Annotated in this window: 22 protein-coding genes; 9 read left to right on the top strand and 13 right to left on the bottom strand. The window is 55.4% G+C overall.

Annotated features, from left to right (window positions below; translation table 11 throughout):
• Window positions 1-2: 2 nt before the first annotated feature.
• From E8M78_RS06235 to repA, 5 genes are all read right to left on the bottom strand, one after another.
• Window positions 3-1112, bottom strand: coding sequence for a hypothetical protein (locus E8M78_RS06235; protein ID WP_137134252.1), 1110 nt, complete (start codon window positions 1110-1112; stop codon window positions 3-5).
• Window positions 1113-1230: 118 nt separating this feature from the next.
• Complete coding sequence (locus E8M78_RS06230; RefSeq protein WP_246658240.1) at window positions 1231-2271, bottom strand: RHE_PE00001 family protein; 1041 nt, start codon at window positions 2269-2271, stop codon at window positions 1231-1233.
• A 171-nt stretch (window positions 2272-2442) separates the two neighbouring features.
• Window positions 2443-3783, bottom strand: coding sequence for a plasmid replication protein RepC (repC, locus tag E8M78_RS06225; protein ID WP_137134250.1), 1341 nt, complete (start codon window positions 3781-3783; stop codon window positions 2443-2445).
• A 157-nt stretch (window positions 3784-3940) separates the two neighbouring features.
• On the bottom strand, window positions 3941-4930 hold the full coding sequence (repB, locus tag E8M78_RS06220) for a plasmid partitioning protein RepB (protein ID WP_137134249.1): 990 nt from the start codon (window positions 4928-4930) through the stop codon (window positions 3941-3943).
• Complete coding sequence (repA, locus tag E8M78_RS06215) at window positions 4927-6102, bottom strand: plasmid partitioning protein RepA (protein ID WP_137134248.1); 1176 nt, start codon at window positions 6100-6102, stop codon at window positions 4927-4929. Before repA ends, repB begins: the two co-directional genes overlap by 4 nt.
• A 561-nt stretch (window positions 6103-6663) precedes the next feature.
• Here repA and E8M78_RS06210 point away from each other — a divergent pair.
• The 4 genes from E8M78_RS06210 (at window position 6664) to E8M78_RS06190 (ending at window position 13488) form a co-directional block, all read left to right on the top strand.
• The gene (locus E8M78_RS06210; RefSeq protein ID WP_137134247.1) at window positions 6664-10686 is read left to right on the top strand and encodes a Pls/PosA family non-ribosomal peptide synthetase; all 4023 of its coding nucleotides are present in this window, start codon (window positions 6664-6666) and stop codon (window positions 10684-10686) included.
• 1110 nt (window positions 10687-11796) lie between these two features.
• Window positions 11797-12420 carry a hypothetical protein gene (locus E8M78_RS06200; RefSeq protein WP_137134245.1) on the top strand — a complete coding sequence of 208 codons (624 nt, stop codon included), beginning with the start codon at window positions 11797-11799 and terminating at the stop codon, window positions 12418-12420.
• Between the two features lie 38 nt (window positions 12421-12458).
• Window positions 12459-12701, top strand: a complete 243-nt coding sequence (locus tag E8M78_RS06195; protein WP_137134244.1) for a hypothetical protein — start codon at window positions 12459-12461, stop codon at window positions 12699-12701.
• A gap of 127 nt (window positions 12702-12828) precedes the next feature.
• Complete coding sequence (locus E8M78_RS06190) at window positions 12829-13488, top strand: hypothetical protein (RefSeq protein WP_137134243.1); 660 nt, start codon at window positions 12829-12831, stop codon at window positions 13486-13488.
• Between the two features lie 13 nt (window positions 13489-13501).
• Here the strand turns inward: E8M78_RS06190 and E8M78_RS06185 are convergent, their stop codons facing one another.
• From E8M78_RS06185 to E8M78_RS06150, 8 genes are all read right to left on the bottom strand, one after another.
• On the bottom strand, window positions 13502-14341 hold the full coding sequence (locus E8M78_RS06185; RefSeq protein WP_137134242.1) for a MurR/RpiR family transcriptional regulator: 840 nt from the start codon (window positions 14339-14341) through the stop codon (window positions 13502-13504).
• Between the two features lie 59 nt (window positions 14342-14400).
• On the bottom strand, window positions 14401-15078 hold the full coding sequence (locus tag E8M78_RS06180; RefSeq protein WP_137134241.1) for an aspartate/glutamate racemase family protein: 678 nt from the start codon (window positions 15076-15078) through the stop codon (window positions 14401-14403).
• Between the two features lie 11 nt (window positions 15079-15089).
• Window positions 15090-16052 (bottom strand): ABC transporter ATP-binding protein, encoded by a 963-nt coding sequence (locus E8M78_RS06175; RefSeq protein ID WP_137134240.1) that lies wholly within the window; start codon window positions 16050-16052, stop codon window positions 15090-15092.
• 4 nt (window positions 16053-16056) lie between these two features.
• Window positions 16057-17118, bottom strand: coding sequence for an ABC transporter ATP-binding protein (locus tag E8M78_RS06170; protein ID WP_137134239.1), 1062 nt, complete (start codon window positions 17116-17118; stop codon window positions 16057-16059).
• Window positions 17115-18008 (bottom strand): ABC transporter permease, encoded by an 894-nt coding sequence (locus tag E8M78_RS06165; RefSeq protein ID WP_137134238.1) that lies wholly within the window; start codon window positions 18006-18008, stop codon window positions 17115-17117. The genes E8M78_RS06170 and E8M78_RS06165 overlap by 4 nt, the downstream gene beginning before the upstream one ends.
• A gap of 2 nt (window positions 18009-18010) precedes the next feature.
• Window positions 18011-18964, bottom strand: coding sequence for an ABC transporter permease (locus E8M78_RS06160; protein ID WP_137134237.1), 954 nt, complete (start codon window positions 18962-18964; stop codon window positions 18011-18013).
• A gap of 100 nt (window positions 18965-19064) precedes the next feature.
• Window positions 19065-20624: an ABC transporter substrate-binding protein gene (locus E8M78_RS06155; protein WP_246658243.1), complete on the bottom strand. Its 1560-nt coding sequence runs from the start codon at window positions 20622-20624 to the stop codon at window positions 19065-19067.
• 728 nt (window positions 20625-21352) lie between these two features.
• Window positions 21353-22045 (bottom strand): DUF4336 domain-containing protein, encoded by a 693-nt coding sequence (locus tag E8M78_RS06150; RefSeq protein WP_137134235.1) that lies wholly within the window; start codon window positions 22043-22045, stop codon window positions 21353-21355.
• 24 nt (window positions 22046-22069) lie between these two features.
• On the opposite strand from E8M78_RS06150, the gene E8M78_RS06145 reads away from it, so the two are divergent.
• From E8M78_RS06145 to E8M78_RS06125, 5 genes are all read left to right on the top strand, one after another.
• Window positions 22070-22732, top strand: coding sequence for a TetR/AcrR family transcriptional regulator (locus E8M78_RS06145; RefSeq protein ID WP_348640108.1), 663 nt, complete (start codon window positions 22070-22072; stop codon window positions 22730-22732).
• A 253-nt stretch (window positions 22733-22985) separates the two neighbouring features.
• Window positions 22986-23870 (top strand): dihydrodipicolinate synthase family protein, encoded by an 885-nt coding sequence (locus tag E8M78_RS06140; RefSeq protein ID WP_137134233.1) that lies wholly within the window; start codon window positions 22986-22988, stop codon window positions 23868-23870.
• Between the two features lie 28 nt (window positions 23871-23898).
• Window positions 23899-24558 carry a GntR family transcriptional regulator gene (locus E8M78_RS06135; RefSeq protein ID WP_137134232.1) on the top strand — a complete coding sequence of 220 codons (660 nt, stop codon included), beginning with the start codon at window positions 23899-23901 and terminating at the stop codon, window positions 24556-24558.
• 53 nt (window positions 24559-24611) lie between these two features.
• Window positions 24612-25943: a sugar ABC transporter substrate-binding protein gene (locus E8M78_RS06130; RefSeq protein WP_137134231.1), complete on the top strand. Its 1332-nt coding sequence runs from the start codon at window positions 24612-24614 to the stop codon at window positions 25941-25943.
• Entirely contained in the window at window positions 25943-26878 is a 936-nt protein-coding gene (locus E8M78_RS06125; RefSeq protein ID WP_137134230.1) for a sugar ABC transporter permease, read from the top strand. The genes E8M78_RS06130 and E8M78_RS06125 overlap by 1 nt, the downstream gene beginning before the upstream one ends.
• Window positions 26879-26885 lie beyond the last annotated feature (7 nt).

The following is a 26885-nucleotide window of genomic DNA, read 5'->3' as shown; positions in this document are numbered from 1 at the left end:
GATCACTCGAACCGGTCGCCGATGAACCGGGTCCAGCCCTCGCCCACCAGACCGTTGATAAACGCCTGTCCGCTCTTCAGCGCCTCCAGAAGTTCCCTATCATGCGTATGAACAATCGTTGCTGCCGCAGGAACGAATGCGCATTTCTTGCCGATCATCGCCTGAATGATGTTCGGTTGGCTGGCGCCTCGAACGGCCACAAGCCCGCAGGCGGATGCATCTCTCAACAGACAGTCGATGACGATGGATTCGAGGCCCGGTTCCGAAACGACTTGAACCGTTCTGCCAATATCACCCTTGCTGCCATAAAAGAGATAAAGTCCGATGATCTTCCCGCTACGGTTTTTCACGGCGCGCTGGTGGCGTTCGCCATAGTTGCGTTTGCGAGCCGCATGCTGAAGCATCACCTCCAGTTGTCCGTTGCTCCAAACGGGTCGGATTTCGAACTGGGTCAGTAGTCTTGGCAGCAGGGCGGCAAATTCCGCATCTGAAATCGGCTCGGTCAAAAAGGCGTCTGCCTTACCCGGTGTCTGCTCGTAGCCGAGCCAGCTTGAAGGGCCAACTGCGCGAGACAGGACACCATCAAATGCATAGCCGAGGGGCCTCATCAACTTTAGAGCACGCATGTGGTTCGCTGCAGCCTCTATGGCGAATGACGCCGGGCGCAGGATTCTCAGCCAACCGAGACTGTATGACCCCAGGACCGTAGCCCGCATGGATTTCCACATTTCTGTCGAGATATCATTGGCAGTCTCTGTAAAGGATAGATCCTGGGGTCCGGATAAGACGTCCCGCAACAGGCGGGCGCCTGCAAATGGATCCACGTCCCGATCATCGGAGACAAAGCTTCCGCAATCAAGTGCAAGGATCTGCCTGTCCTTGAACTGCATCGAAACCGGGAGAACCCCGATAAACCCCGATACGCTGCCATCGTCTCGCAGATGAACCCGCGATCTGAAAGCCGGTTCAGGCCGCGCGTTATCGAGAAAGATCTGTCGGAAATAGGATTTCAGGTCATCGTTTGCAGGTGTGGACGTCTTTCGAAGAAGCCGCTGGAACAAGTTCGCAACGTCATCCAAATCTGCTGCTTCGAATGTCCTGACCTTCGACATAGCCTCTCGCAAGGCCCGGGAACATAAGGGCCATTGCGCCATTCCTAGCCTGTGGACCGTGTAGAAAGCGTAAAGCGGGAGCTTCGCTCAGAAACCCGAGTGTCTCAACCCAGCCACACTACAGAATACCCCAGGCGCGAAAACGGCCTCGACCCGTGACTTCTCGAAGGTTGAGTTCTTCGATCAGGCGCAATGCCGCACGCTGTGTGATCCTTAATTGACGTGCGACCATGTCCGTCGAAACGATCGGTTTGGACAAAACAAGATTGATCAATTGCGGAAGTCTTGAAGATGATCGTCGTCCAACCAGATGGCGGGACATCATCTGATGCGCAAGAGACAGTCTATCGTGCTCTTTCAACCCGAATTCTGCCATCGCACGAATGCCACCCAACAGATTCCGAAGTCGGACATTTGTATCGCGTGCGGTGCGGTCTTCTCGGCTCACGAATTTCAAACTGAGGTTCAGCGCAGGAAGATGCGGGCCCGTGACGAGTTGTCGCTGCCGTAGCAACGAAGCGGCAAGCAAACGCCCAAGCCAGCCTCCATGCTGGAAAACCTGTAGCGTGCCCCAGCTATCCAGGGCGATGACACATTGCAGCAGCGCAGGATAGTGCGCATTCTTGGAAACAATCTGGAGCCATTCACTGAGACGCTCTTCCTCGTCCCAATCTTCGTCATAGATAAGGTTCTCTTTGGCTGGTGGCTTGGCGAACCTGATATCATGTAGCACTGATTCACTCTTTGTAAGCAAAGCATCTATGGCAGCGATGCTGCTGTCCAGATCATCCTGTTCGCGGTCATCATCAAGAACCAATGATTTCAGTTCCAGACGGGGTGTGTCCTCCGCGAGGCTTTTCCCACGCAGGGATGTGATACCAGAGGCTGTCAGCGCCCAGTCGATCTTATTGCCTGCAATTCGTCTGCGTTGCCGAAGAACGTCGCTTGCAATCGTCAACTCGTGGCTGGGTGTCCGGCTGTCTTGGGAGACATCATGCAAAACGAGGTCTTCCAGATGAACCAGTTCACCATCGATCCATAAAGAGGCACAGGCGTCGAGAAAATGAAACCGTTCAAGAAATCCTTCCTGGATCGGTGATTTCCAGAGGCGTTCGTCAAGTCGGACGAGCGCGGCATCTGCGGATATCAGATGATTCAACAAGCCATCGACGTCGAATTTGCAAGAATGACAAGCCGTTGATGCCATAGTGAATAACTCGTTAAACAGACATGAAATGCCATTTAATGTCCGCTACTGGGATTCTGCTGTATTTGGTATCGAAGCTAAACTATCGTCACAAGCACTTCGAACCGTCCGAGCCTGATCATTCTAGTTTGTCGACGTGATTCGAACCATTCTTTTCTCCTCCGCGCTCTGAGCACGCGCTGCTGGTCGGCTACAAAGCTTTAGAAGCTGGTGAGAGACGGTGATTGGCTGTTCGGTGGCGACTGGCCTCTCCTGACTTCTGTCATAGCTCCGCTTCAGCATCGACAGCACAAGCTTTTCGGCATCGAGGCGATTGCAGGTTAGGAGCTTGAGCAATTCGCAGAAATAAGCGCCCGGTGATCTGATCTGTTCCTGACGCTGGTAAACGATGCACACAAGAATGTTTGCTGTCAGTTCGCCGCCCAGCTGAACACAGCGCAGGTACTGTTCCTTGTCTATGCCGAGGACCACACGTGCAATTTCAGAGATATGCGACAAAGACATCAAGTCTCTTATGGGCATTGCAGGACTGCATTCAAGAATTTTGGGGCATGTTTTCAAAATCACGTCCAGTGAGATACGGCTTCCTTTTGCGACGGTCGGCTCAAACGTATGAGTGCGGTGCTGTGCTTGCGTCTTTTCTCCGCAAAGTTTTCCGATCTTTTTTTCAATATGGGATTCGGATTCTGACTCCTCTTTGTGGCGGTCACTCTGTCCCTCATTGGCGGACGAATTATTCGATTTTTCAATGTTATTCAGAACGTTGAGCAGTTGAGAACGCAAGGCTTTGAGCGCGCGCAACGATGCTTCCAAATTTTGGGCTGCAGCTTTGCGCGGAAGATGAGCCAAGATCTCATCGAGGCGCAAGGAAATCGAAATGAGTTCTTCCGAGCGTGTTTCCTCGATGTAGAACTGCAGCAGTTTTCTCAGGTCCCGGCGGCAGATTGTTATCGCTTCCCTGGTTCGCTTCAAGCGTATCGCTTCTTCTACGATTTCGGCTGCGAGTTCGGCAAATTCTGCGGCGCGTAAGGCCATGGGGCGCAGGTCGAAGCCATAGGCATATTCGATCTCACCACTGCGAGAACGGTGGGCGTAGCGTTTACCGTTTGGGCTATCGTTTCGGCAGATCAGTCCTGCTTCAACGAGCGAGGCTATGCTTCGCCTCAGCGTTCTGGCGCATACGCCGTGCGCGCGAAGCGAGAGTTGTTCATTTGAAGGGAATACCACCAATGGCGCTTTGGGATCCATGTCGGTTCCCGGAAGAAATGACAGAAGTGCGTTCAGCACAGCAAGTGCCCGGTCCTGAAGGCCAAGCCTGGAGCGGGCTTCTGCGATGTGTCGGAAAACTTTCCACTTATCGACAATGTGAGACCCTGCGACGGAACTTGCCGTCGCTTGATGTTTCAACTGAGCATGCGTCAACCGCCGCCGCCCGAAGGGCGTCGTTATAGATTCGAGATGCATCTTCTTTGCCTTTCAATAGGCAAAAGAAATCCGCTCACCAAAACGGTGCCAAAAACTCTTGACTGCGATTCGTGAAAGTGCGATTCTCTGTCTTGCTTAAGGATATGAGAAGGGCTTCCACGACGGCGACGTCTCGGGGGCCTTTTTCTTTTGCGGACTATTCCTTCCTGTTTCTCTTTAGATACTGTGCATGCAGCAGAGGCAGCTGCTCAGCAATGAATTCCGCGAAGTCGGTCGAGACAGACTTGTTGAAATTGATTTTCGAGCCCGATTTCGAATGTGCAAGGGTTCCGATCATCAACCCACTCGCTTCGATCGTGTAAACTGAAGAGGTACTCTGCCTGACCTGTTGGGTTTTCAGCGCGTTGAGCGCAAGCGCGAAACGGTCCGCACCATCTTTGACATAGGCAAGAGCCGCCCTCACCTGTCCATCGGCATTGTCAGCCTGATGCCAGTGTTCGACGAACTCCATCCAGCGCCGCCGACCGGTATCCGGACTACGACCAATAAGGCGCAGTACATCTCCCGGCACCGTTGTTGCGATGCGGATCATTTCGGAGATGTGCGATTTGCCCGTAGAAAGCGAGGCGCAGATAACATCGCGGTTGAAACCGGCCTCTTGTTGGGCCAGAGCGAAACTGCATTTTTCAATGAAGGTAAGATCATCTCGATTGGTGTTTTCTTCGCCTTGATAGATGATCGCCTGTTCATCCGTCAGGTCCTTGACGATCGCGCGAAACTTCAGACCCAGAGCCTTGGCCGCAGCCAGACGGCGACGACCGTAGACGATTTGAAAAGGCTTTACCCCGTCCGATGTCGGTCGAACCAGACCGGGCACAATCTGGCCCTGCTGCCGGATCGACTCCAGCATCTCGGCCATGGCACTATCGTCATAGGCTCCTTCGAAGCGATCCTGAATTGCGGACTGCGCAATATCGTCGACATCGATTTCAGCAATGCGATCGCCTTCCTTCAGCAGGCGATCGAGGATTTCTCCCCTCTCCTGCATCTGGCGAATACCGTCGGCGACCTTCTTCAGATGTGGGGACTGGGAATTTGGCGCCGGCGTGGGGATGATGGGCCCAGCCGGTGCCTGCATTTGTCCCAGCACGTTGGCGAACATTCCCTTCGAATCTTTACGGCTCATTGGCGACCCCATGCAGTCCAGATGAGTTTTTCGATTTCTTCATTGGACGCGTTTAGCGACTCAATCGCTCTGTCGTAGGTTTTCGGTGACGAAAATCTCGAGCGCTGCACCTCGTAGAGACTTTGCTTCCAGGTCAGTGCGTCGGCAACCGCTGTTGATTTGATAATCATGTTCAGCAGCAGGTTCTCGCCGAAGACCTGACGCATGAGAGCAGCCATATTGGCCTGCGGATGGTCGTTTGGTTCATACTTGGTAATCAGGAACCTCGCAAAATCCCAGGAGACGGATGCGCCCACATCATTGAGGATCTGCATGTAGGACGATGCCAGTTCGAGAAATTTGCCGGTTGCGTCCACGTCTAGCATATGGGCTGGCACAGGAATGATAACGCCGGTCGCTGCTGTTAGCGAGGAGAGTGTGAGGAAGTTTAGCGAAGGCGCTGAATCCATCAGGATGATGTCGTAATCGTCCGTTACCTGCTCCAGAGCTTGAGATACACGTAGCAAGAAGCTTGTGCCGCTTTTGCGCATCTCAAGTGCGACCGCGGTTTCAAATTCCGTCAGTTCAAGTCCGGCACATATAACGTCGAGGCCGGTGATATGTGTCTTGTGAATGAGATCGTGTGTCGGACGCGGTTGATCGAAGCGGATGGCTGCATAAAAGGTATCGTCGGTCCGTGGATCAAAGGTCGGCAGTGCTCCATGAAGACTGGTGAGCGAAGCCTGCGGATCGAGATCCAGCAGCAGCACGCGGTAACCCCGCAAGGCAAGGTAATGCGCCAGATGGACCGTCGTGGAGGTCTTGCTGGAACCGCCCTTGAAATTCGTGACTGAAATGATCTGGCAGGCTTCGCCGGTAATGCGGCGAGGGTTCATCCACTTCTTGCGCCCGTTTTCTGCAAGCATCATTCTCAGCTCGAGAATTTGCTCAAGGGTATACATGCGACGTCCATTGCCGCTAATTTCCGGAGCGGGCCCCTTCTCCTTCTGGACGATCTGTCGAATATAGGCTTCCGATACATCCAGTAGCGTTGCTACTTCCGCTGCCGGGAAAAGTCGCATTTCGCGACGCGAGTCCGGTGGATACTGGGCAAGCGTCAAGCTCTGAAGCGCGCTGTCAAGTTTGCTCGAAAAGCTTTGCATGAAGTCAAGGCTACTTAGATGGCGGTTCACGATTCGGGTCCTCAATTGCATTGCGATAGATAGAAGCAGCCTTGGTTAATATGTCTCTAACGAGGGTGATGTTTCGCAAAAAACCGGAACTACGGCGATTATGCGCAACTACAAACCTATATCGATTCGGAGTGGGGGTGAATGGGCAATAGTTCCCCGCGGGGAACTCGCTATGCTTTGCCAGCGTCCGTAGTTCCCCGCGGGGAACATGGCCGCTGGCCAATTGCCCGCGCCGCAGCCCAGGTCCCGATGTGATGATGTAATCTAGGGATACCGCGTTCCGCTGAAGTTTGGTTGTTGCGTACTGCGCTCGACCAGGATCGAAATATTTGCAAGTCAGGCCCTGCTCAATCTGCTGAAGAATTAGCACACCGTGCAAAAAAAAGTGGCGAAGCAAACAGAAGTCTTGACCGAACCGGGCGCACCGAAACATAGGTGTGGCGCAGTTCCAGAATAGGCGGGAGACTGCAAGAATTCATTGCAATCATAATGAGCCCTGAACCGGTAATACCGTCTCCTCACATATGATCAGCGGTGGTGCAGCGTAGGCAGGTGGACATAATGAATTTGATTGGGACACATTTGCGCGGACGTGACCTTTCCGACATCGGAGAGAATGCCCCGATCCTTCTTGGTCCGGTATCTGCCACTGCTTCCAGGCAAGGTGAAAGGCTGGAGCATATCTTTGCAGAGCGCGCAGCATCAGGCGGCGGCGCAGTGGCTGTTATCGATGCTTGCCGACAGTGGACCTATGCCGAGATCGATGCGTGCGCCAATCAGGTTGCGCGCATGTTGATCGATCAGAGTGTGAAGCCGGGTGACCGCGTTGCGCTTCTGGTTGATCGCTCAGCTGAAACCTACATCATCATTCTCGCCATTCTAAAGGCTGGTGCGGTTTTCGTTCCGCTTGCGACGGCCTTTCCGGATGAACGCATGGCGCTCATTTTGGAGGATGCCAATGTCACTCTCCTCGTTACAATCAAGGCCTATGCTGATCGCGCAAGGGGCTTATCCGTCCCCCATCTCGTGGTAACGCTCGACCGCGAGCATTTGTCCAAGTTCGCGTCTTCGGCGGTTCAGGTCGGTCCGGCTTCCGATGATCTGTGCTACATTCTTTATACCTCAGGCACGACAGGCCGACCCAAGGGGGTGGCTGTTGCGCATCGAAGCATTTGCAATTTCGTACGCGTCGCAGCGGATGCTTATGGCTACCGGCCAGAAGACCGAGTCTATCAGGGCATGACGATTGCCTTTGATTTCTCCACCGAGGAGATCTGGGTTCCTTTCGCCGCTGGTGCGACCATTGTTCCGGCACCGGGCCGTATGACGCTTGTCGGTGAGGAGCTTGCCGAATTCCTCCGCGCCAACGAAATAACCTGCATGGCGTGTTCGCCTACCCTCCTGTCGTCTGTCGAGAGCGATGTTCCTTCACTTCGCGCGATTCTGGTTGGGGGAGAGCATTGTCCGCAGAATCTGGTGCAGAGATGGTGGCGTCCAGATCGGCAGATCCTAAACACCTATGGGCCCACGGAAGCAACCGTCACGGCGACGATGTGCTATTTGACACCCGATGATCCGGTCACAATCGGAATGCCCTTGCCCACATACTCAATCGTTCTGCTTGACCCTGAATCTCCGGAGCTTGCTTCTCCCGGAGATCTGGGTGAGATTGGTATCGCTGGTATCGGGCTTGCAGTTGGTTACCTCAACCGTCCTGACCTGACCGAACAAAAGTTCATCCCCGACTTTATCGGGCTGCCTAACAATCCCTCCCATCGAATCTACCGGACAGGTGATCTCGGCCGGATCAACGAGCAAGGCGATATCGAATATCACGGCCGCATCGACACCCAGGTGAAGATCCGAGGCTATCGGATTGAACTGAGCGAAATTGAATCGGTGCTTCTGGAGCAACCGTCCATCGCGCAGGCTGCCGTTACCACTTGGGAGATTGAACCAGGCCGAGTCGAGCTTGTCGGATACTATGCATATAAGTCCGGCGTTGATGCGATGTCTCGGAGCGCCATTGCCGCAGAACTGCGAAAGCGTCTGCCAGACTATATGGTACCATCGTTCCTTGAGGAGTTGCCGTCATTGCCAATGACGGTTTCCGACAAGGTTGATACGCGCAAGTTGCCACGGCCCGTGAGCTTGAGAGTTAGCAAGGAACGACCACATGTTCCGCCATCAAACGATGAAGAACAGTTCATCACCAACGCGCTTTCTGAGGCGCTGAACATGAAGGTCAATTCGATCGAAGATCATTTCTTCGACGATTTGGGTGCGAACTCCCTACTCCTGGCGCGGTTCTGTGCGAAGCTGAGAATGCGTAAAGAGTGGGCCACCACTTCGATGCGTGACATCTACATGCACCCTTCTGTTGCGAGTTTGGCGCAATACCTCAAGGGGCCAGAGGAAGAGGTGGTCGCCGTTGAGGAAACGTATCCCCGTCACCGAGCCAGCAATATCGCCTATTGGGCCTGTGGTTCTGCGCAACTCCTGTTCTATTGCGTTTACGCCTATGCAGATCTATGGTTGCTTAACCGGGGACTGAATTGGGTCTATGACAAGCTGGATGATCCCGCCCAGCTCTATGCAAGATGCGCACTTCTATCGCTTGCTATCTTCTTTGGCATGTCCGGCTTTGCAATCTTGATGAAGTGGCTGCTGATCGGACGGTGGAAACCGGAAAGCATTCCCATCTGGAGTCTGCGCTATTACCGCTTCTGGGTCGTCAAGACGCTGATACAAACCGCGCCCGTCGTACTTTTCCGAGGAAGTCCGCTCTACAGCCTCTACCTTCGTTTGCTAGGCGCCCGCCTGGGTGACAATACGACGATCGAATGCCGCTCGATTCCTGTCTGTACAGACCTCATTTCGATTGGTGACAATTCCATTCTGCGTAAAGAGTCCATGCTTATGGGGTATCGCGCGCAGTCGGGATACATTCATACAGGCCCAATCTCGATTGGCGACAATGCCTTTGTGGGGATGGGCTGCATGATCGACATCGACACGAGTATTGGCAATCGGTCGCAGCTCGGCCATGCCTCCTCGCTCCTGAGGGGGCAGAGGATACCCGACGACCAGCATTGGCATGGCTCTCCCGCAAGTCAGACGACTGCCAATTACTGTCCTGTTCCTCCGGTCCAGATTTCGACGACCCGCCGAATTCTTTACGAAATTGTCCAGGTCATTACACTGTTCGTCTTTGTGACTCCCATTCCTTTATGGTTCCACAGCTATTGGCAGAATGTTTCCGACGACTACCAGGAATCCATTGGCGTGGTGGCGATCGGCACGACCGTAACGCTGGTTGCCTTGTTTGCGGGTCTGTTGGCTGCCGCGCTCATTCTGCCTCGACTATTCAGCTTCATCTTGCGACCGAACCGGACATACAAGCTCTATGGTTTCCATTTCTGGCTTCAGTCCATCGTGGAAGTTGTCACCAATGCGCGATTGCTGAACCTTCTGTTTGGCGACAGTTCCGCCATCGTCCACTACATTCGAGCTCTCGGATGGAAATTGAACAAGGTGGTTCAGACCGGTTCCAACTTTGGCAGCAATCAACAGCAGGATAATCCGCTTTTTTGCGAGATTGGCTCCGGGACAATGGTTTCGGACGGTCTGTACATGATCAACGTCAACAAGTCTGCGACCGCGTTCCGCCTGGAAAAAACCAAGATTGGTGAACGGAATTACCTCGGAAACAACATCTTCTATCCTCCGAACGGCCGCACGGGAGAGAATGTTCTTCTCGGAACCAAGGTCATGATTCCGGTCGATGGCCCGATGCGCGAGAATGTAGGACTGTTGGGTTCCCCGCCATTCGAGATCCCCCGTATCGTTCAACGGGATGTCGACCTTATTCAAGGGGTCACTGAGGACGAACGACGTGCGCAGTTGCCGCGGAAGAACAGGCACAATGCAGCAACTGGCCTGACATTCTTCGCGGTTCAATGGATCATGCTGTTTTCAACACTCGCAATCTGGGATCGCGCGCTGAACTATTACACAGAGTGGGGTCACCTTGCCTTGTTCGGCGCAGTCGTCCTGACGGCGAGTGTTACCATCGTACTTCACATCTTGATCGAATGGACCAGCCTTCGCTTCCGTCCGCTGAAGCCCAACATGACCACGATCTACGACATCTCGTTCTGGCGTCACGAACGCCACTGGAAACTGGCCGATTCTCCCGTGACCAACCTGTTTACGGGAACACCATTTAGGCCAATGATCTTGAGAGCGCTTGGGGTCAAGATGGGCAAGCGCGTCTACGATGGCGGCGCGAACCTGACTGAACGTTCGCTGGTCGAAATCGGTGACGATGTAACGTTGAACGAAGGTTGCGTCATCCAGGCTCACTCTCTGGAGGAGGGGGCCTTCAAATCAGACCATATCCGCATCGGTAACGGATGTACCTTGGCCACAGGCGCGTTCATTCACTACGGCGTTGTCATGCAGGAAGGTTCAACTGCGGATTTGGATTGCTTTATCATGAAGGGTGAAATTCTGGAGAAGAATTCCATCTGGCGCGGCAACCCCGGCAAACTTTATGGCTTTTTCAAAGCGTTAGACGATTGAGCCGATTTCGAATAGATTCGAGAGACGTATCCAGCCTTTCTCATAGGAATTATCCATCCGCTGTCATCCTGTGGCAGCGGGTATTCCATATCTGCAGAGCGGCAAGTCTGCAACCTGTGGTAAATTTTATCATTTTTAGCTATCGAGAGTAGTGCAGTTAATCCGCTACCAGAAATTGTTTTAAACAGCAATTTGGTAGTAGCATGCACTTGATCCACTTCACCCACAAAGTTAGCCTAACCTCCATCGCGCTCGAGATTCATTCAACCGACCAGAGCCTCGCAGGGATCGTCAGCACTGCAATCCAGTCATTGAATGGATTTCAGCTGAACCACGCAGAACCGCAGAACCGGGCAAGTTCCAGGGATTTTGCTATCTTCGACTGCAGGAACGAATTCCCCACGAAGGTTCCGTTGAATGTCCATAATCTAGCCCTCGTAACCCCCGGACTGAACAATCGTGAAACAACCTACTCGTCCGGCTTTACCGATTTCATCGCATGGCCCCTTACGCCGGCCGAACTGAGTGTTCGAATCCTGGGTCGCTGCGGGATCTGGTCTCATGAAGGAGGATATCACCGGTTTTCGTCGATCCCACTCGTTGAACGCATCTGCAACTTTATGAGCGAAGATCCGCAGCGGTCTGTATCCGTCCGGTCGCTGGCCAGAAATTTCCATAGCAATCACAACACTATAAACCGCCTTTTCAAGCAGGAGTTCGGACTTCCGCCTCTCGCTTGGCAACGGAAGCTCAGACTGGAAGGTGCAGCCTACCGCCTGATGCGAAGCATGGATTCAATCACTGAAATCGCAGCTGAATTTGGCTATCCATCGCCAAACAACTTCGCGACGGCGTTCAAGCGTCATTTCGGCAAATCCCCCCTTCAGTACCGAAGAGATGAAGCGCGCAAACGTCAGGATGACTGACGAAGAAGAAACCTTCGGAGAAGATCACTAACTTCTCTTTCAGGTTGCATATCAAAATAAAAAACGCTCAGGTTGCTAAAAAGATTGGCCTGACGGAATGCAGCCGACAACGGGGAGGGTATCACAACGAGACGTCTGTGAAACCTTCCTATAGCGTCAACGTAAGCCTTGATAGGATATTAACATGCCAAATTATACTCTGAATATTGCATTCGATCAGGCCGGCCTTCAGGCATTGAGCCAGGCTGGACAGAGCGTTACGATTGCGAAGCAATCAGCGGGTGGCCTCCAGACAGCCTGGATTACCTTCCAGCCACAGCTCAATAACACTGTCACCTGGACGGAGCAGTATTCGGTCTATGCATCGACCACCAATGCACAGGCTGGTGCCCAGATCATCACCAGCTCACAGGCGACAGCAATCGCTGGTAGCAGCTATAACCTCAACACCGCTGGTTATTTCGATTCCGGCGTCCCCGGTTCTGTTGGCACAACGCAGTATGAGATCAACAACGGCGATCCGAACCTCAAGATCAACAATGTGGCGATGGTGACCGGCGGTCTCGTACAGGGTGCGACGGTCAACGGCGCGGCTCTTTCCGCCCCGATTTGCGCTGTTGGCATTCTCTTCAACCAGCAGGCAATCTTCACGCCGATCGAGACGATCCAGATCTATACGTCCAGCTATTCGAACAACGGTATCGTCATCTCCCAGGTTGCCGGCAACGCGCTGACGGTCACCTATACGACCAACTCAACCGCCAGCGTCGCCTATAACGACCAGAACAATCAGTTCATCATGAGCTGAGGCGTCAATCGAAGCATCAGTGGTTTGAGGTATCGATCATGCTAACGGTCATAACAGTGCCGCGCAGGCAGTCTGCCTTTCTGAGGGAAGGGCAGGTTCGGGGAGCACTCCAGGTGACAGGCGTCATGACGCCCTACACTGTCGCGATTGGCGATGAAGAGCCTGAGCCGCACGTCATCCCGTTGGGTGAGATCCATACCTATAACGTCGGTGGCCGCAGCGTTAGGGTGACAAATACGACACCCGCGCCCGGTCCCGATAACCTGACCCTGTCCTGGTAAGGCGTCGTTCTGACGCTTTAGAACTCTCTGCTCGGACAACCTGGCAGTTCGCGCAGAGGGTTTACGGGGCTGGTGGTCGATCTCTCGGGGGAGGGGTCGGCCGCCTCTACCTTCAGGAGAAGGCGTGATGAATTTCTTGTTGAATATTTCCGTCGACAACGATGGTATCAAAACAATCAACGCGGCTGGCGGATCCATAGCAATTCTCGTGCCGCAGGCGTCCTCATATTATCAGGTCGTCGCGGTTCTGATTTCTCCCCTCAATAGCATCCAGGTAAGCTGGACCGATGCTCTCACAGTGTACACGTCCTCCACCCAGCTTTCGACGGATCAAGTCGTTCCCATCAATTCTTCGGAAACTGCCTATCTCGGATTGGCCTATGCGTTTAACGGGACTATGATTTCTGCGGCTGGCCAGGCAGGAGCGCAAAGCATCGTTCAGCTCACGAATGAGTCTCAAGATACCGTTACAACGGGCTTGGCAAATGTCTTCACCGTTAACAGTCAGGCACAATCACCCGCGGTAACAACAGCGTCTTCGTTGATGGTTCAAGGTCTGGCAACTTTGTGGCCGACGAACGACATCATGGTCACGGTTATGTCCGGTGCTGCAGTTGGAATGGCAGTGCCGACCTATGCGTTTCCACAGTTCTCTGCGATATACGACAAGCGCCTCACGGGGCAGGTGACCGTGCAGCCCCCCATTGTGTTGAGCTTTTCGGCATCCAATGCAACACAGAGCGTCAAATTCGACAATACGACAGGCCAATTCCAGCTGACCAGTTGATGGTTCAGCGAGGTCAAAGCTCATCAAGCTTTTCGTTTAACGTCTCGATTTGCCGCAGGCGCTTCCTGCCCCCCACGCCTGCCTTTTCCAGACAGCGCGTGATCAGCAGATGGCAGAGCGTCATGACGGCCGTATGGTTGAACAACGGGCCGGGTGCCAGCGTCTGGCATTGAAAATGCCAGGTGGGTCCGCTTTCGAAATTTGCACTTTCATCGGTAATGTAGAGCAGCTTCGCCTTCGTCTTCCGAATATGTGTGAGGATGTTTTCTCCTTGTGCCACTCTGCGCCGCAAAGCAAAATATACGACCAAGTCATCGGGGGCGATACTCACCAGGTGTTCCCCAAGTGTGTGTCCGGGGCCGGGGATTGCCACGATCTCCTCAAGAACTTGCGTCAATTGCCACTGCAGATAGGAGGCGAAGGGAAAGCTGCTGCGGAACCCAAGAACCCAGACCTTGCGCGCTGCCATCATCGCCTGGCTCGCAGCCTCGATCTGGCTTTCGGAGATGGTGAGGAATGTCGCTTCAAGGTTTGAAATGGCTTGCGCAACATGCGCCTCTATCGTTTGCGGTCTCCCCGGTTGCTCGGCCCTGTTCAGGAACAGCCGCGATCCGCTCTGCTTGTCTATCCGGGCATGTCGCCGGGCTTCTTCGTAGTTGGCATAGCCTAGCCGTTGGATGAAACGAGTGACGGTCGCCTTCGAGACATGGGCGAGCAATGCCAATTCCTGAGCAGAATAGCTGGCCAGCTCACCCGGAAAGTCGCAAACGAACTCCCCAAGGCGTCGTTCGGCAGGGCGCAGTTCAGGTAAGGCCTCCCTTACTCTGAAGAGAAAAGATCGATCTTTTCGCATCCGCGCTCCCTACTCCTGTTGCTCAGGATCTTCCCGCTCATTTCAAGCAGCCACAAGATCTATGTTGAAGGCTTTACGGGAGTGGTGCGCTTCTCGATCTGGGCAACGATAGACCGGACAGCAGATCCGATAGGTGCAATGACGGGCACAGCCAAAGCCTTCTGAAGCGCGTGGGCGGCTTGTCCCAGGGGACCACCGCCGATGATAACGACATCGGCGCCGTCGAGGTTAACACACTCTCTCACAGCCTTTTCCAGCGCTTCATACAGCCGCTCGGGAGATCCGGTTAGGTCCACAGGATTGCCAGATGTCAGTCGGGTTCCGGTGTAGAAGTTGGCTACTCCCAGAGCTCGCGCCTTTGCCGCGAAACTTGAAACCAGTTCCGGCGTCACTGTGGCAATTCCAAAGCGCCTTTTTCCAACCGTGGCTTCCAGCATGCTCGCTTCGCAAATGCCAACGACCGGGAGGCTGCATCCGGCTCTCAGTTTCTGCAGTCCCGGATCTCCGAAGGCGCTAATGATGAGGCCATTGCTTTTCGCTGATGCCAGAAGCCCGATCGAGATTGTCTCTTCGGCAGCATCCTCAAGTTGGTACGCATTCAGGATCATGGCAACGCCGTGGCGAGCGGTCTTTCCTTCGACATTGAATCCCGGCGGAAGCTCGTTGCGTGCGATCTCCGTCATCATCGCCGTGGTATCCTGCGATGTGTTCGGATTGATCAAGGTGATATGGGGCATGGTGAGGTCGTCTAGGCGTATTTTACGCAGGCGACACTTGCCGTGCCGTCGGTCGCTGTCAAGCGAGGCACATCGGTGAGGCACTGTGCGACGGCCTCTCCACAACGTGGCGCGAATGCACAGCCTGGCGGCAGGGCAGCGAGGTCCGGAGGCGCGCCGGGGATCGTAATCAGCCGGTCGCGCCCATGCGCGAGCTCGACGCGCGCACCAAGCAAACCCTTGGTATAGGGATGCTTCGGATTCTGGATGACGTCGGCCACCTTTCCTTCCTCCACAATTCGTCCGGCATACATGACCGCGATCCGGTCTGCGACCTCTGCCGCAACGCCAATATCGTGGGTCACGAAGATAACGGACAGCCCATATTCCTTCTGGAGTTCGCGGATCAGCAGCAAAATCTGGATCTGGACAGTCGCATCGAGCGCGGTCGTCGGTTCATCTGCAAGCAGAACCTTTGGGTTGCAGGCAATTGCCATGGCGATCATCGAGCGCTGTAGCATGCCGCCTGACATTTCATGCGGGTAGTTCATCAGTCTTCGCTCGGGGGAGGGGATGCGGACCTTTTCGAAAAGCCCAAGAGCGCGAGACGCAGCCTCGCGCCGTGAGACGCCTTTGTGACGTATGATCGCTTCCTCGATCTGTTGACCGAGAGTGTAGACGGGATCGAGCGCAAGGCGTGGCTCCTGAAACACCATGGAAACGGTCGCGCCACGGTAGTCTGCAAGTTCGCGCGCGGAAAGCTCCGTTACGTCCTTGCCTGCCACACGCATAGACCCCTCTATTGTGGTTCCCTTTGGGTGGAGCCGGAGAAGCGATCGCATGGTCACGCTCTTGCCCGATCCAGACTCTCCTAGGAGAGCAACGACCTCGCCACTGTTTACAGAAAGGCTGACACCGTTGACGGCTTTGACCGGCTTTCGTCCGCGATTGAATGTCACGGAGAGGTTACGGATATCGATCATAGGATCGGTCATTAGGTCATGCCTCCAGTTGTGCCGGTGCACGGCTATGGCCTGAATTCGGCGTGGCCATTAGACAGGCTGCCGACTGGGCGCCAGAGATGCGGGTGAGGGGTGGAAGCGTCTGGCGACAGACATCTTCCGCGAAGGAGCAGCGCGTATGAAAGCGGCAGCCCGCAGGCGGATCGATAGGGTTCGGCGGATCCCCGGAAAGAGGCGGTTCGAGGGTCCGCTCACCAGGGTCCATTTTCGGCATGGAGGCCAGCAGGGCGGACGAATAAGGGTGGCGGGTTTCCTCGAATATGGCATCGCGTTCGCCGATCTCCGCGACCTTTCCCAAGTACATCACCATGACCCGCTCACACATGAAGCGGACCACGTTGAGGTCATGGGAGATGAAGAGATAGGTCAGGCCAAAATCTCGTTTGAGGTCCAGTAGAAGATTGAGAACCTGTGCTTCGACGCTCTTGTCCAGAGCAGAAACGGCTTCGTCGAGGATGACGAGACGTGGCTCCAGTGCAAGGGCGCGGGCAATATTCACGCGCTGGCGTTGACCACCGGACAATTCGTGTGGGTAGCGTCCTGCGAACCTGACTGGTTCAAGCCCCACCCGGTGCAACAGATCGTGAGCCCTTGCTATAGCTTTTGGTGCCGGAACGCCATGAACGCGGGGCGCAAATGCGATGGATTCCTCGATCGTCAAGCGTGGGTTGAGGGATGCATAGCTGTCCTGAAACACCATCTGCACCTGACGTCGGTATTCCGAGAGCGGTAGCGTCTCACCCACCGTCTCGCCATCGAACAGGATCTCCCCTCGATCCGGCGCAATGAGCTGCATCAGCAGGCGGGCGGTGGTCGATTTTCCACAGCCGCTCTCACCCACAACCCCCAGCGTTTCACCTTTCAGGATGTCAAAATCTACGCCATCCACTGCGTGCACGACTTTTTTCGGCTTAAGGAAGCCGCTGCCCTTGACCGGAAAATGCTTAAGCAAGCCTTTTACGGATATGAGAGGCTGAGCCGGACCGCCCCTTTCGCCGACGGGAAGGTGGTGTGTGGGTTCTCCGACAAGGTTGATCATGATTTCACATCCATGGCCGTGCGAAGCCCGTCGGAGAAAAGGTTGAAGCAGATGGAGGTGATGAAGATCATCACGCCGGGAAGGGCTGCCACAAACGGATTGCTGTAGATGGCGGTGCGAAGCGTGTTGAGCATCAGGCCCCATTCGGCATCCGGTGGTCTGACGCCTAGGCCCAGAAAGGATAGGCCCGAGGCGAGGATCATGGAGACGGAAATGAGGCTGGTCGCGAACACAAAGATCGGCCCGAGCACGTTGCCGAGGATATGGACACGAATGATGGTTGCAGCAGAAGCTCCAGACGCGCGGGCGGCATCCACGTAATCGAGTTTACGCACCTGGGTGGTGACGCTTTCTGCAACACGGGCGATCTGGGGGATGAATACGACTGTGAGGGAGACGAGCGCATTGGTCAGACCCGATCCCAGTGCACCCGATAGTGCCACCGCGAGAAGGACGGATGGAAAGGCATAGAATACGTCAATTGTTCGCATGATGAGCGTGTTGACGATGCCGCCAGAATACCCGGCGATGATGCCGATGGTGGAGCCGATGATGAAAGCGATCGGCACCGGGATAACGCCCATGATCAAGGACAGGCGAGCGCCGTGGATCAGGCGGGAGAGCATGTCGCGGCCCAACTCATCGGTTCCGAGAGGATATCCGGGCGTTCCCATCGGTTTCAGGCGGCGGATCACGCTGCCTTTGGATGGATCGTAGGGTGCGATGTAGGGCGCGAAAATCGCGACAAGAACCAGTATGACAATGATTGCCAGAGCGATCATGGCCACCGGATCACGCGAGAGCCGACGCAGGACATTGCGCCAGAAGCCAGGGGATTTTGCAACGGGGACAACGACAGACGCGCCGATTTCTGCGGTGACTGCGCTCATGGTCAGCTCCTCTGGATACGGGGGTCGATAGCGCTCTGGAGCACGTCGACTGCAAGGTTCAGCAGGACGAAGAACATTGCGAGGACGAGGATCGTCCCCTGCAATACCGGCAGATCACGGGTGAAGATGGCGCCGTTCAGAAGAAAACCGGTGCCCGGCCAGGAGAAGACGGTTTCGATGAGGATCGAGCCGCCGAGAAGATATCCAAGCTGCAGGCCCATGACCGAAAGCGCCGTCGGCGCGACATTGCGAATGACGTGGCGCATGATCTGTCTGCTCATAAGCCCCTTCGCTGCGAGCGCCTGTGTGAAATCCTGCGAAAGAATGTCCGCAACGAGCGAACGGATCGTGCGGGCGATGATGCCCATAGGAATGACTGACATGGTAATGGCAGGCAGGATCAAAAACTGGAGATAGGCCCAGCTGAATCCTCGTCCCGTAGATCCTTCCGGGCCGCCGCCCATGGCAGGTAGCCAGCCAAGCGTAACCGAGAAGGCGATGACAAGAACCATGCCCAACCAGTAGTGGGGCACGCTGACGCCAAGCATCGAAACAGCGGATGCCGCGCGATCTATCCATGTTCCGCGAAAGACGCCTGCCAAAAACCCCAGCACCGAACCGGTGATGAAGCCGATGCAAGCAGCAGCGACAGCCAGGATGATGGAGTTTACCGAGGCATCGAGAATTTCGCCGAGGACTGGACGACCGCTTGCGATTGACGTGCCAAGGTCACCTTTCAAGGCATGCCATGCCCACAGAAGGTATTGAACCGGCAACGGCTGATCAAGACCGTAGAAACTGCGCATTTGCGCCTGCATCTCGGCGGACGCATCCGATGGAAGGATCGCTGCGAGAGGATCTCCCGGCGCAATATGAATCAGCATGAAGCAGACAATGCTGACGCCAATCGTGACCGGAATGACATGCAAAATTCGTTTGAGCGCATAAAGCAGCATAGGGCTCACTCGCACGGTTGAATTGGCATAGACAAGTCGGGCGCGCCGGATGGCTGAGGCAGAATGCCGAAACCTGAAGATCGGCGCGCCCGTGTGTCACTCAGTCTATCGAGATGGTCGAGAAGTCCTGAAACCAGTTCTGTGCCTGGACGAAGCCCTTGACCTTGCCCGTCATGGCGCGTGGGGCCACATCATGCGTCACCATGAGGAAAAGCGCGTCGTTGACGTATTTCTCATGGATCTGCTGCATCACCTTGTCCTGTTCCGCCGCATCAAAGGTGTTGCGCACTTTGTCGAACAGGGCATCCATATCCTTGTCGCAATAATAGCCCCAGTTGGTGCCGGCAGGCGGGGCCAGATTACACTGCGATTGGCGGATCATGGCAGTGAAGGGATCCTGAATGAAATAGCTGTAGTTGACGGCGGTCGCGCCCTTGGCGCTCGCATCCTTGGCCCCTGCGCGCCACACGTTGATGACGGTATTCCAATCCATCACTTCGTATTCGACATTGATGCCGATTTCGCCAAGCGTCTGCTGAATATACTCGTTCATTTGCAACGGCAGCATCTGGCCGGAGCCGGATGAGGAGATGACGACCTTGGTCTTGATTGGATTGTCAGGACCGAAGCCGGCCTCTTTCATCAGCTTCTTGGCTTCTTCGATGTTGTAGTCGAGCTTGAAGCTTGGCTTGCCGAACCACTGGTGGCCGGGCGGCATGTAGCCCTGCGCTGGAACCGATAGTCCGCCCAGCAACTCGTTGAGGCCCTGACGGTCAACAGCCAGATTGGCAGCCTTGCGAACGCGGATGTCATTCCATGGCGAGCCCTCGACGCGGGAAAGATGCCATGTCCAATTGTGCGGATAGGAGTTCGTCACGATCTTGAAACCGGCATCCTTCAATGATTTGACCGAATCCGGGGCAGGGGCCTCTACCCAATCCACCTGGCCGGAGCGAAGGGCTGCAACGCGCGTGTTCGGCTCGGGCAGCGGGATCAGCACGAGCTTGTCCAGCTTCGGCACGCGGGTCTTGTCCCAGTAATCCTTGTTGGGCGTGAGTTCGGCCCGCTCGCGCGGAACAAAGCCGCTTTCCATCTTCCAGGGGCCTGTTCCCGATGGCTTCTGCGCGACATTGTCCCAGTTCTTGCCTTGCGCTTCCCAGTTCGCGGGCGAGGAGATCAGGATCCAGCTCAACTGATAGGGGAGGGTCGCATCCGGGGATTTGGTGGTGATCTCGACAGTCAGCGGATCGATGACCTTGTATGAGGCGACAGCGGGAATGCGGGATTTGCCCTGCGCAGACTGACGCTTGTCGAACTGCGGCGCATCCTGCTTCAGAAGCTTGTCGAGATTCCAGACAACTGCTTCGGCCGTGAAGGCGCTGCCATCATGAAATTTCACGCCATCCCGGAGTTTGAAGATCCATTTCGTCTTGTCGTTCGCATCGACCTGCCAGGATGTCGAAAGGCTTGGAACGAGGCCCGACGGTTTGTCAGCCTTCGTCAAATCCCATTCGACCAGAGCATTGTAGACCGTATAGCCCATGAAGCGTTGACCCTCGCCGCCTTGGTCCGTCTGACCGGTCGTGAGGGGGATATCTGACGCCGTCATTCCGATCCGCAACGTGCCGGCAGCATCAGCCTGGACCGTCGTCGCAAGCATTGCAAAAGTGGCTGCGCCGAAGATCGTGCTCACCTGCAACAGCTTGGAAAATATCTGCGAGCCCTCGGGCGTGGATCGTGTCTTCGTCATGCCGTTCCCTCTTTTCGTTGTGGATGCCGGACTTTTGCCCAGTCCACAAAGGCAAAGCAGATTTCATGCCAGACGAGATGAAACTGAAATTTCATATATAAATCAGAATTTTGTATGATTCTCCGGTTTTGAAGCAGTCAAAGTGAGCTCTGCGATTGCACTCTTTCCATGCGGATTGTTAGCAAGTGCACAAACAATCACCCTATAAATTGCGGTCACTTAGCTGGACCTTCGCCACGTCTCCATAACAAGCGGTCGGTTCAGGTTGAGGGCCAAATGACACTGTAAGCCTTCGCTCCACTGTCCCAATCGAACCCTAAAGCATGTCCCATTCAATCGTCCTCGATTGAATGACAACGACCCTGCGGCAAGAAAAGATCGCAAGCGCGGCTCTGTTGAATCCAATACTCTGCGCCGCGCTTTAGCGGATCTCAATGCTGGAAAGCTTTGGTTTGCATAGCCTTGTTACCGTCGCAAACAGGCTGTAGTTCTTCTGGGACAACCCGCATCTAGCCGGTTCGCGCAAAGGGCAAACATTGCGACTGTCGCAAAACTCCCTATTCTTCGGACGTGGCAAAAGTCAGGAGAACAGGGATCGTTTTACTCGGGAGATTTCAGACGGACCATGGAATATGTCCCTAGTCATCTAACCAGCGAAACGCGCGGCACAGGAACGCTTGCCCCTCATCGGTGATCGGCAACCCGTGCGCTACAATCACCTTCTCCGTAGGCCATGCCAGAATACGCCGGAGAGATTCACGCGCGGTGTGTCGGTCGGTGAAGGCGACCCGAAATTTTCGCGGCACCGAAGGTTCGGCGGCCGTCATCAAGTCTAGTCGGGCAACAAGCGCCCGCCAACCCTTGAACCATCCGCGCGGGAATTGCTGAATCAGATCGGTGAAAATCGCGGTTGCGCTCTGGCGATGAAAGAAAACGACTTCCGTTGTGATCCGGTTACCCCACATGATCGCGTGGTCAATCTCCCCTGCCCATGCTGCGATAGGGCCATCGCTGAGATCAGCGTCGAACCTAATATCCTTGCGCTTCTCCCGCAGGCCGGGCGGTGCATAGACCGTGGCGTCAGGATATGCCCGCTGCCAATCAGCAAGGAAGGTGTGATGGAGCGAGTTGGGAGGGACTAGATAGCGGATCGCCCCCAATGTCTCAACCTCGGCGCGAAGATCGTCCGTAAGCGCCGTTGGCGACCAAAGGACCAGATCGCCATTGCTCAACCTGATGATGGCCATGCGGGTGGGATAGCGAAATCCGGCCGCCGCCGTGACCGTTGGCCCGTCCGTGATCCAGATATTCGGGCCGAACTCTTTTAGCATGGCGGCTGCCCCATTAATGTTTACATGAGCGTAAATTTATACCATTGTGTAGATATGGCAATCCCGAAGCGAACGGAACGGTCCCGAATCCTAATCCTCGATGCTGCCGACGCGGCGTTTCGGGAGAAAGGATTTGCTGCCACTTCCGTTGAGGAAATCGCGATGAGGGCGGGCTTGACTCGCAAGACGGTCTACAACCTTTTCGCCTCAAAAGACGAAATCGCCTCGCAGCTCATAGCTCGCGCGGAAGCAAACGACGTGCCCTATCGCGACCGAATAGAGGCCGGTGGCGATGTGCTCCCCTTGCTAGAAAGCGTCTTTCTCGACAGCGCACGCTGGTGCTTGGCGAACCCTTCGCTTGCGAAGCTGGCCCTTGCCCCGGTCGAACGGCCATCCCTTGAGCCGCCCCCCGATCGACCATCGTTCCAGCGGCTTGTCAGGGATATTCTGATACTCGGCCAACGGCAGGGCGTCATTCGCAAGGATGACGATCCCAATTTCATGGCGCTGGTTCTTCTTGGAATCTACGGGCAGGCGATGCTTTCAGTCCTCGCCGGCGGGCAGTTCACCGATGACGAAATCACACACATCATCCGTATTGTCGTCGAGGGTATCGGGGAGCGTTCATCGCGGCGAGGCGTCTTGTCGCAAAATTCGCGAGATCTGGCACAGATCGACCCTGCCTGAATATCAGAGGGAATTTCCGTCGCGAAACACAGGTGCAAATTTCAGAAGTTCGCGACCGACTTATGCGACGGCCGATGCCCGGTTTGGGCCGAAGGCTGATTTCGCTCGTTACGGTGTCATTTTGCCCTCAGCCTGAACCGTCTCATAAAGACATTCAGTCTCTTCGAAAATATTGTTAAAAGTGCAAGATCACCTCTTTACCACTAACATGTTACCGTAGTACGATCACCATGTTAGCTGGAGGAGCACAGAATTGTCTCGCAAGTTTGGCCTGTCGGCCGCCCTGACCACGCCGTTCGATGAGGCCGGAAACATTATTTTGCCGATGCTGACCGAGCATGCTCGCTTCTGTCTCGACCACCACTGCGACAGCGTGACTGTTTTTGGTACGACAGGTGAGGGTAGCTCCATTGGGCACAGCGAGCGCGGGAAGGTTCTCTCTGCTCTTCAGGCTTCAGGAATTGCTGGCGCGAATATTGTCGCTGGCGTCCTGGTCGATTCCGTCATCGACGCTGTGGAACAGTCCGCCCAGGCACTTGATCTCGGAGCGCGCAACATTCTGCTGGCGCCGCCATCCTATTTCAAAAACGTATCGGATGATGGTCTGTTCACCTGGTTTTCGGCGGTATTCGCCGGTCTGGGGTCCAAGGCTCGGGATATCATCGTCTACAACATTCCATCAGTCACGATGGTCAAGATCTCCGTCGACCTGGTGGCAAGACTACGCGCGGCGTTTCCCGGTATCGTCACGGGCGTGAAGGATTCCGGTGGCGATTGGGCGCACACGGAGCGCCTTTTGAAGGAGCACGGCGATCTTGCCATCATGATCGGTGACGAGCGGCACCTGGCCCAAGGCACCCGTCTGGGTGGACAGGGGGCCATTTCCGGCATGGCCAACCTCTTGGGCGCGGACGTGCGGGCCATGGCGGTGGATGGCCGTGACGACGATCGGGTGACCGGTCTTGTCGAAGTCCTGCTCAACTATCCGGTCACGCCTGCCGTGAAAGTCCTGGTTGCTCACACGAGCGGCAACGGGATATGGCTGAATGTGCGGCCTCCGCTAATAACGATTGCGGCTCAGGATCGCGACAGGATTTGCGGCGTGCTCGATCAGGCTTTCTCCGAAAAGGCTGCCTGATATCAAGCGGCTGGAGAGGGGAGACGTGATGGACGAGACAAGCGAACAGGTGCCACTGCGAGAAAAGGCGTATGAGAGTTTCACGCGCCACCTGCTGGCGCGTGATGTTCGTCCCGGCCAGTTCATTTCCCAAAGGCAGTTGGTGGAACTGACCGGGCTGACGCTTGGTGCGATCCGCGAGTTGATCCCTCGGCTCGAAACGGAAGGCCTGATCAAGACTGTTCCTCAACGTGGGCTGCAGATTGCCCACATAGATCTCAGCTTGATCCGGGAGGCCTTTCAGTTTCGCATACTGCTGGAGAAAGAGGCGGTTGCGCTGTTCACCCGCAATGCAAGCGATCAGGAGGTTCATCGTCTTCTGAGCGCGCATCGCGAAATCGCTGAGAAGATCGCGGAAAGCGGTCCGTCACCTGAACTCGAGCAAAGGGCGCAGGCGACCGACTGGGGCATGCATAACGCCTTCATCGACGCCATGGGCAATTCGATCATTTCGAATGCCTATCGGGTCAATGCCATCAAGATGCGGTTGATCAATCAGGAACGCGTCCGCATCGAGGGTCGCGTCGGTCCCGTTATGCGGGAGCATTTGGCGGTTCTCGAAGCTATCGAAAGCCGATCCGTGGATGACGCCGTTCAGCGCCTTGTCGCGCATATCGGAAATGCAAGGGATCGAGCCCTGGCAATCTAGCAGTTTTCATCGGTCGCTCTGAGGAGATGCGACTTTCAAAAAGGGAGGAATCAATGACGACTTCAATCTTGAAGCCAACGCGCCGTGGCTTTCTGGCGGCTGGCGCTGCCTTGGGTGGTGCCGCCATGCTGGGCGGGCGTCCTGCTTCGGCGGCGGTGGACTGGAAGAAATTCTCCGGCCAGACGATCAACGTCAACCTTGTGAAGAGCCCGCGCAGCGAAACGCTCATCAAGTATCTATCCGAGTTTGAAACTCTGACCGGCATCAAGGTCAATGCCGAAGCCACACCTGAGCAGCAACAGCGCCAGAAGACAGTGATCGAACTCAGCACGGGCAAGCCGAGCTTCGACGTTGTGCACCTCAGCTATCACGTGCAGAAGCGCCAGTTCGAAAAGGGCAACTGGCTGGCAGACATCAGCGGCTTCCTCAAGGATCCATCGCTGACCGATGCGTCCTTGACGGAAAAGGACTTCGCCGAGGCAGGCCTGCTGTTCGCCAAGGATTCTAAAGGCGTGCTTCGCTCACTGCCTTTCTCGGTGGATTACTGGATTGTCTACTGGAACAAGGAACTCTTCGAGAAGAAAGGCCTTTCCTATCCCACCACGTTCGAAGAGCTGGTCACTGCAGCCGAGAAGATCACCGATCCGTCCACCAACACCTATGGCTTCGTTGCCCGCGGCCTGAAGAACGCCAACACGCCGGTCTGGACCTCCCTTATGCTGGGCTATGGTGCGGCACCGATCAATGCGCAAGGCAAGGTCGATACGCTCTCCAAGGAAGCTGTGGAAGCGGCCAAGCTCTATCAGCGTCTGATGACCAAGGCAGCGCCTCCCGGCGTTTCTGGCTTCAACTGGGCGGAAGCGCAGTCTGCTTTCCTTCAGGGCAAGATCGGCATGTGGTTCGACGGTGTAGGCTTTGCGCCACCGATCGAAGACCCGCAGAAGTCTCGTGTTGTAGGCAAAACCGGCTATGGCGTCATGCCGAAGGGGCCGGCCGCGCAGGCGGCAGGTACGTTCGGGGATGGTCTCGGCGTTGTAGAGGCTTCCACGAAGAAGGAAGCGGCTTATCTCTTCTGCCAGTGGGCGATCTCGCATGACATGGGCGCACGCTTGTTGCAGGCCGGTGCCGGAGTTCCGTTCCGTCAGTCCATTCTGGCCGATACCAAGGTCCGCGAAGGTGTGAAAATGCCTGGAGCCTGGCTGGATGCGGTGGCAGGGTCTGGCAAGATCTCCAAGCTTGCACTGCCGGTTGTCATTCCGGTCACCGAGTTCCGCGACATCTACGGTGTTGCGCTGACCAATATGATTGGCGGTGCTGATCCTGCCACTGAACTCAAGAATGCAACAGCGCAGTTCGAGCCGGTTCTGGCGCGAAGCGAGGGATAATGGCATCCGTGAGTATCGAAAACAGCGTTGCTGACGCCAAGCAGAAAAGGAGCAGGCCGTCACGGCTTGCTCCCAACTACTGGCCGTTTGTGCTGCCGGCCTTGCTTGTCGTTTCTGCCGTCATCGTCTTTCCTTGGGTCTTCACCCTCTGGATGAGCGTCAATAGCTGGACGCTTGGCCAACCGAGAACATTCATCGGGTTTGCCAATTATGTGCGGTTGGCGCAGGACATGCGCTTCTGGGAATCGCTATGGCACACCGCTACCTATACGGCGCTCTCGGTTGTGCTGCCGCTCTTCTTCGGAACACTGGCCGCGCTGATTTTCGATGCCAAGTTTCCGTTCCGCGGGCTTCTTCGTGGTGTCTTCGTCATGCCGATGATGGCGACACCGGTCGCCGTCGCGCTGGTCTGGACCATGATGTTCCACCCGCAGCTCGGCGTTCTGAACTATCTTCTCTCCTTCCTGGGTATTGGACCGCAGGAGTGGATCTACAATCAGTTCACGGTCATCCCATCGCTGGTGCTCGTCGAGACATGGCAGTGGACACCCCTGGTCATGCTCATTGTTCTGGGTGGTCTTGCTGCTGTTCCGCGTGAGCCCTATGAAAGCGCTGAAATCGATGGCGCAAATGCCTGGCAGAAGTTCCGCTATCTGACCATGCCGATGATTGCGCCCTTCCTGATGATTGCCGTCATCATCCGTTCGATCGATGCAATCAAAAGCTTCGACATCATCTATGCGATGACGCAAGGCGGACCAGGTACGGCATCTGAGACGATCAATATCTATCTCTACAACACCGCCTTTGCCTATTACGACATTGGCTACGGCTCAGCCATGGCGGTCGTATTCTTCTTCATCATCATTGCGCTTTCCTTCGTCCTGCTGATGGTCAGGCAACGTGCAAACTGGTCCGACATGGAGACGAAGTGATGGCAAA

It is taken from the genome of Rhizobium sp. FKY42 (genome assembly GCF_005222835.1).
GTDB lineage: Bacteria > Pseudomonadota > Alphaproteobacteria > Rhizobiales > Rhizobiaceae > Neorhizobium.
Note: the sequence above shows the minus strand (reverse complement) of the source record. Positions and strands in the feature narration are given on the sequence as shown.

Bases quoted from the DNA above. Each gene is read 5' to 3' on its own strand.
- E8M78_RS06170 (WP_137134239.1), bottom strand. From the start codon at position 17,118: ATGATCAACCTTGTCGGAGAACCCACACACCACCTTCCCGTCGGCGAA.
- E8M78_RS06200 (WP_137134245.1), top strand. From the start codon at position 11,797: ATGCCAAATTATACTCTGAATATTGCATTCGATCAGGCCGGCCTTCAG.
- E8M78_RS06235 (WP_137134252.1), bottom strand. From the start codon at position 1,112: ATGTCGAAGGTCAGGACATTCGAAGCAGCAGATTTGGATGACGTTGCG.
- repB (WP_137134249.1), bottom strand. From the start codon at position 4,930: ATGAGCCGTAAAGATTCGAAGGGAATGTTCGCCAACGTGCTGGGACAA.
- E8M78_RS06130 (WP_137134231.1), top strand. From the start codon at position 24,612: ATGACGACTTCAATCTTGAAGCCAACGCGCCGTGGCTTTCTGGCGGCT.
- E8M78_RS06150 (WP_137134235.1), bottom strand. From the start codon at position 22,045: ATGCTAAAAGAGTTCGGCCCGAATATCTGGATCACGGACGGGCCAACG.
- E8M78_RS06145 (WP_348640108.1), top strand. From the start codon at position 22,070: ATGAGCGTAAATTTATACCATTGTGTAGATATGGCAATCCCGAAGCGA.
- E8M78_RS06125 (WP_137134230.1), top strand. From the start codon at position 25,943: ATGGCATCCGTGAGTATCGAAAACAGCGTTGCTGACGCCAAGCAGAAA.
- E8M78_RS06160 (WP_137134237.1), bottom strand. From the start codon at position 18,964: ATGCTGCTTTATGCGCTCAAACGAATTTTGCATGTCATTCCGGTCACG.
- E8M78_RS06185 (WP_137134242.1), bottom strand. From the start codon at position 14,341: ATGCGAAAAGATCGATCTTTTCTCTTCAGAGTAAGGGAGGCCTTACCT.
- repC (WP_137134250.1), bottom strand. From the start codon at position 3,783: ATGCATCTCGAATCTATAACGACGCCCTTCGGGCGGCGGCGGTTGACG.
- E8M78_RS06175 (WP_137134240.1), bottom strand. From the start codon at position 16,052: ATGACCGATCCTATGATCGATATCCGTAACCTCTCCGTGACATTCAAT.
- E8M78_RS06155 (WP_246658243.1), bottom strand. From the start codon at position 20,624: ATGCTTGCGACGACGGTCCAGGCTGATGCTGCCGGCACGTTGCGGATC.
- E8M78_RS06180 (WP_137134241.1), bottom strand. From the start codon at position 15,078: ATGCCCCATATCACCTTGATCAATCCGAACACATCGCAGGATACCACG.
- E8M78_RS06135 (WP_137134232.1), top strand. From the start codon at position 23,899: ATGGACGAGACAAGCGAACAGGTGCCACTGCGAGAAAAGGCGTATGAG.
- E8M78_RS06210 (WP_137134247.1), top strand. From the start codon at position 6,664: ATGAATTTGATTGGGACACATTTGCGCGGACGTGACCTTTCCGACATC.
- E8M78_RS06165 (WP_137134238.1), bottom strand. From the start codon at position 18,008: ATGAGCGCAGTCACCGCAGAAATCGGCGCGTCTGTCGTTGTCCCCGTT.
- E8M78_RS06190 (WP_137134243.1), top strand. From the start codon at position 12,829: ATGAATTTCTTGTTGAATATTTCCGTCGACAACGATGGTATCAAAACA.
- E8M78_RS06195 (WP_137134244.1), top strand. From the start codon at position 12,459: ATGCTAACGGTCATAACAGTGCCGCGCAGGCAGTCTGCCTTTCTGAGG.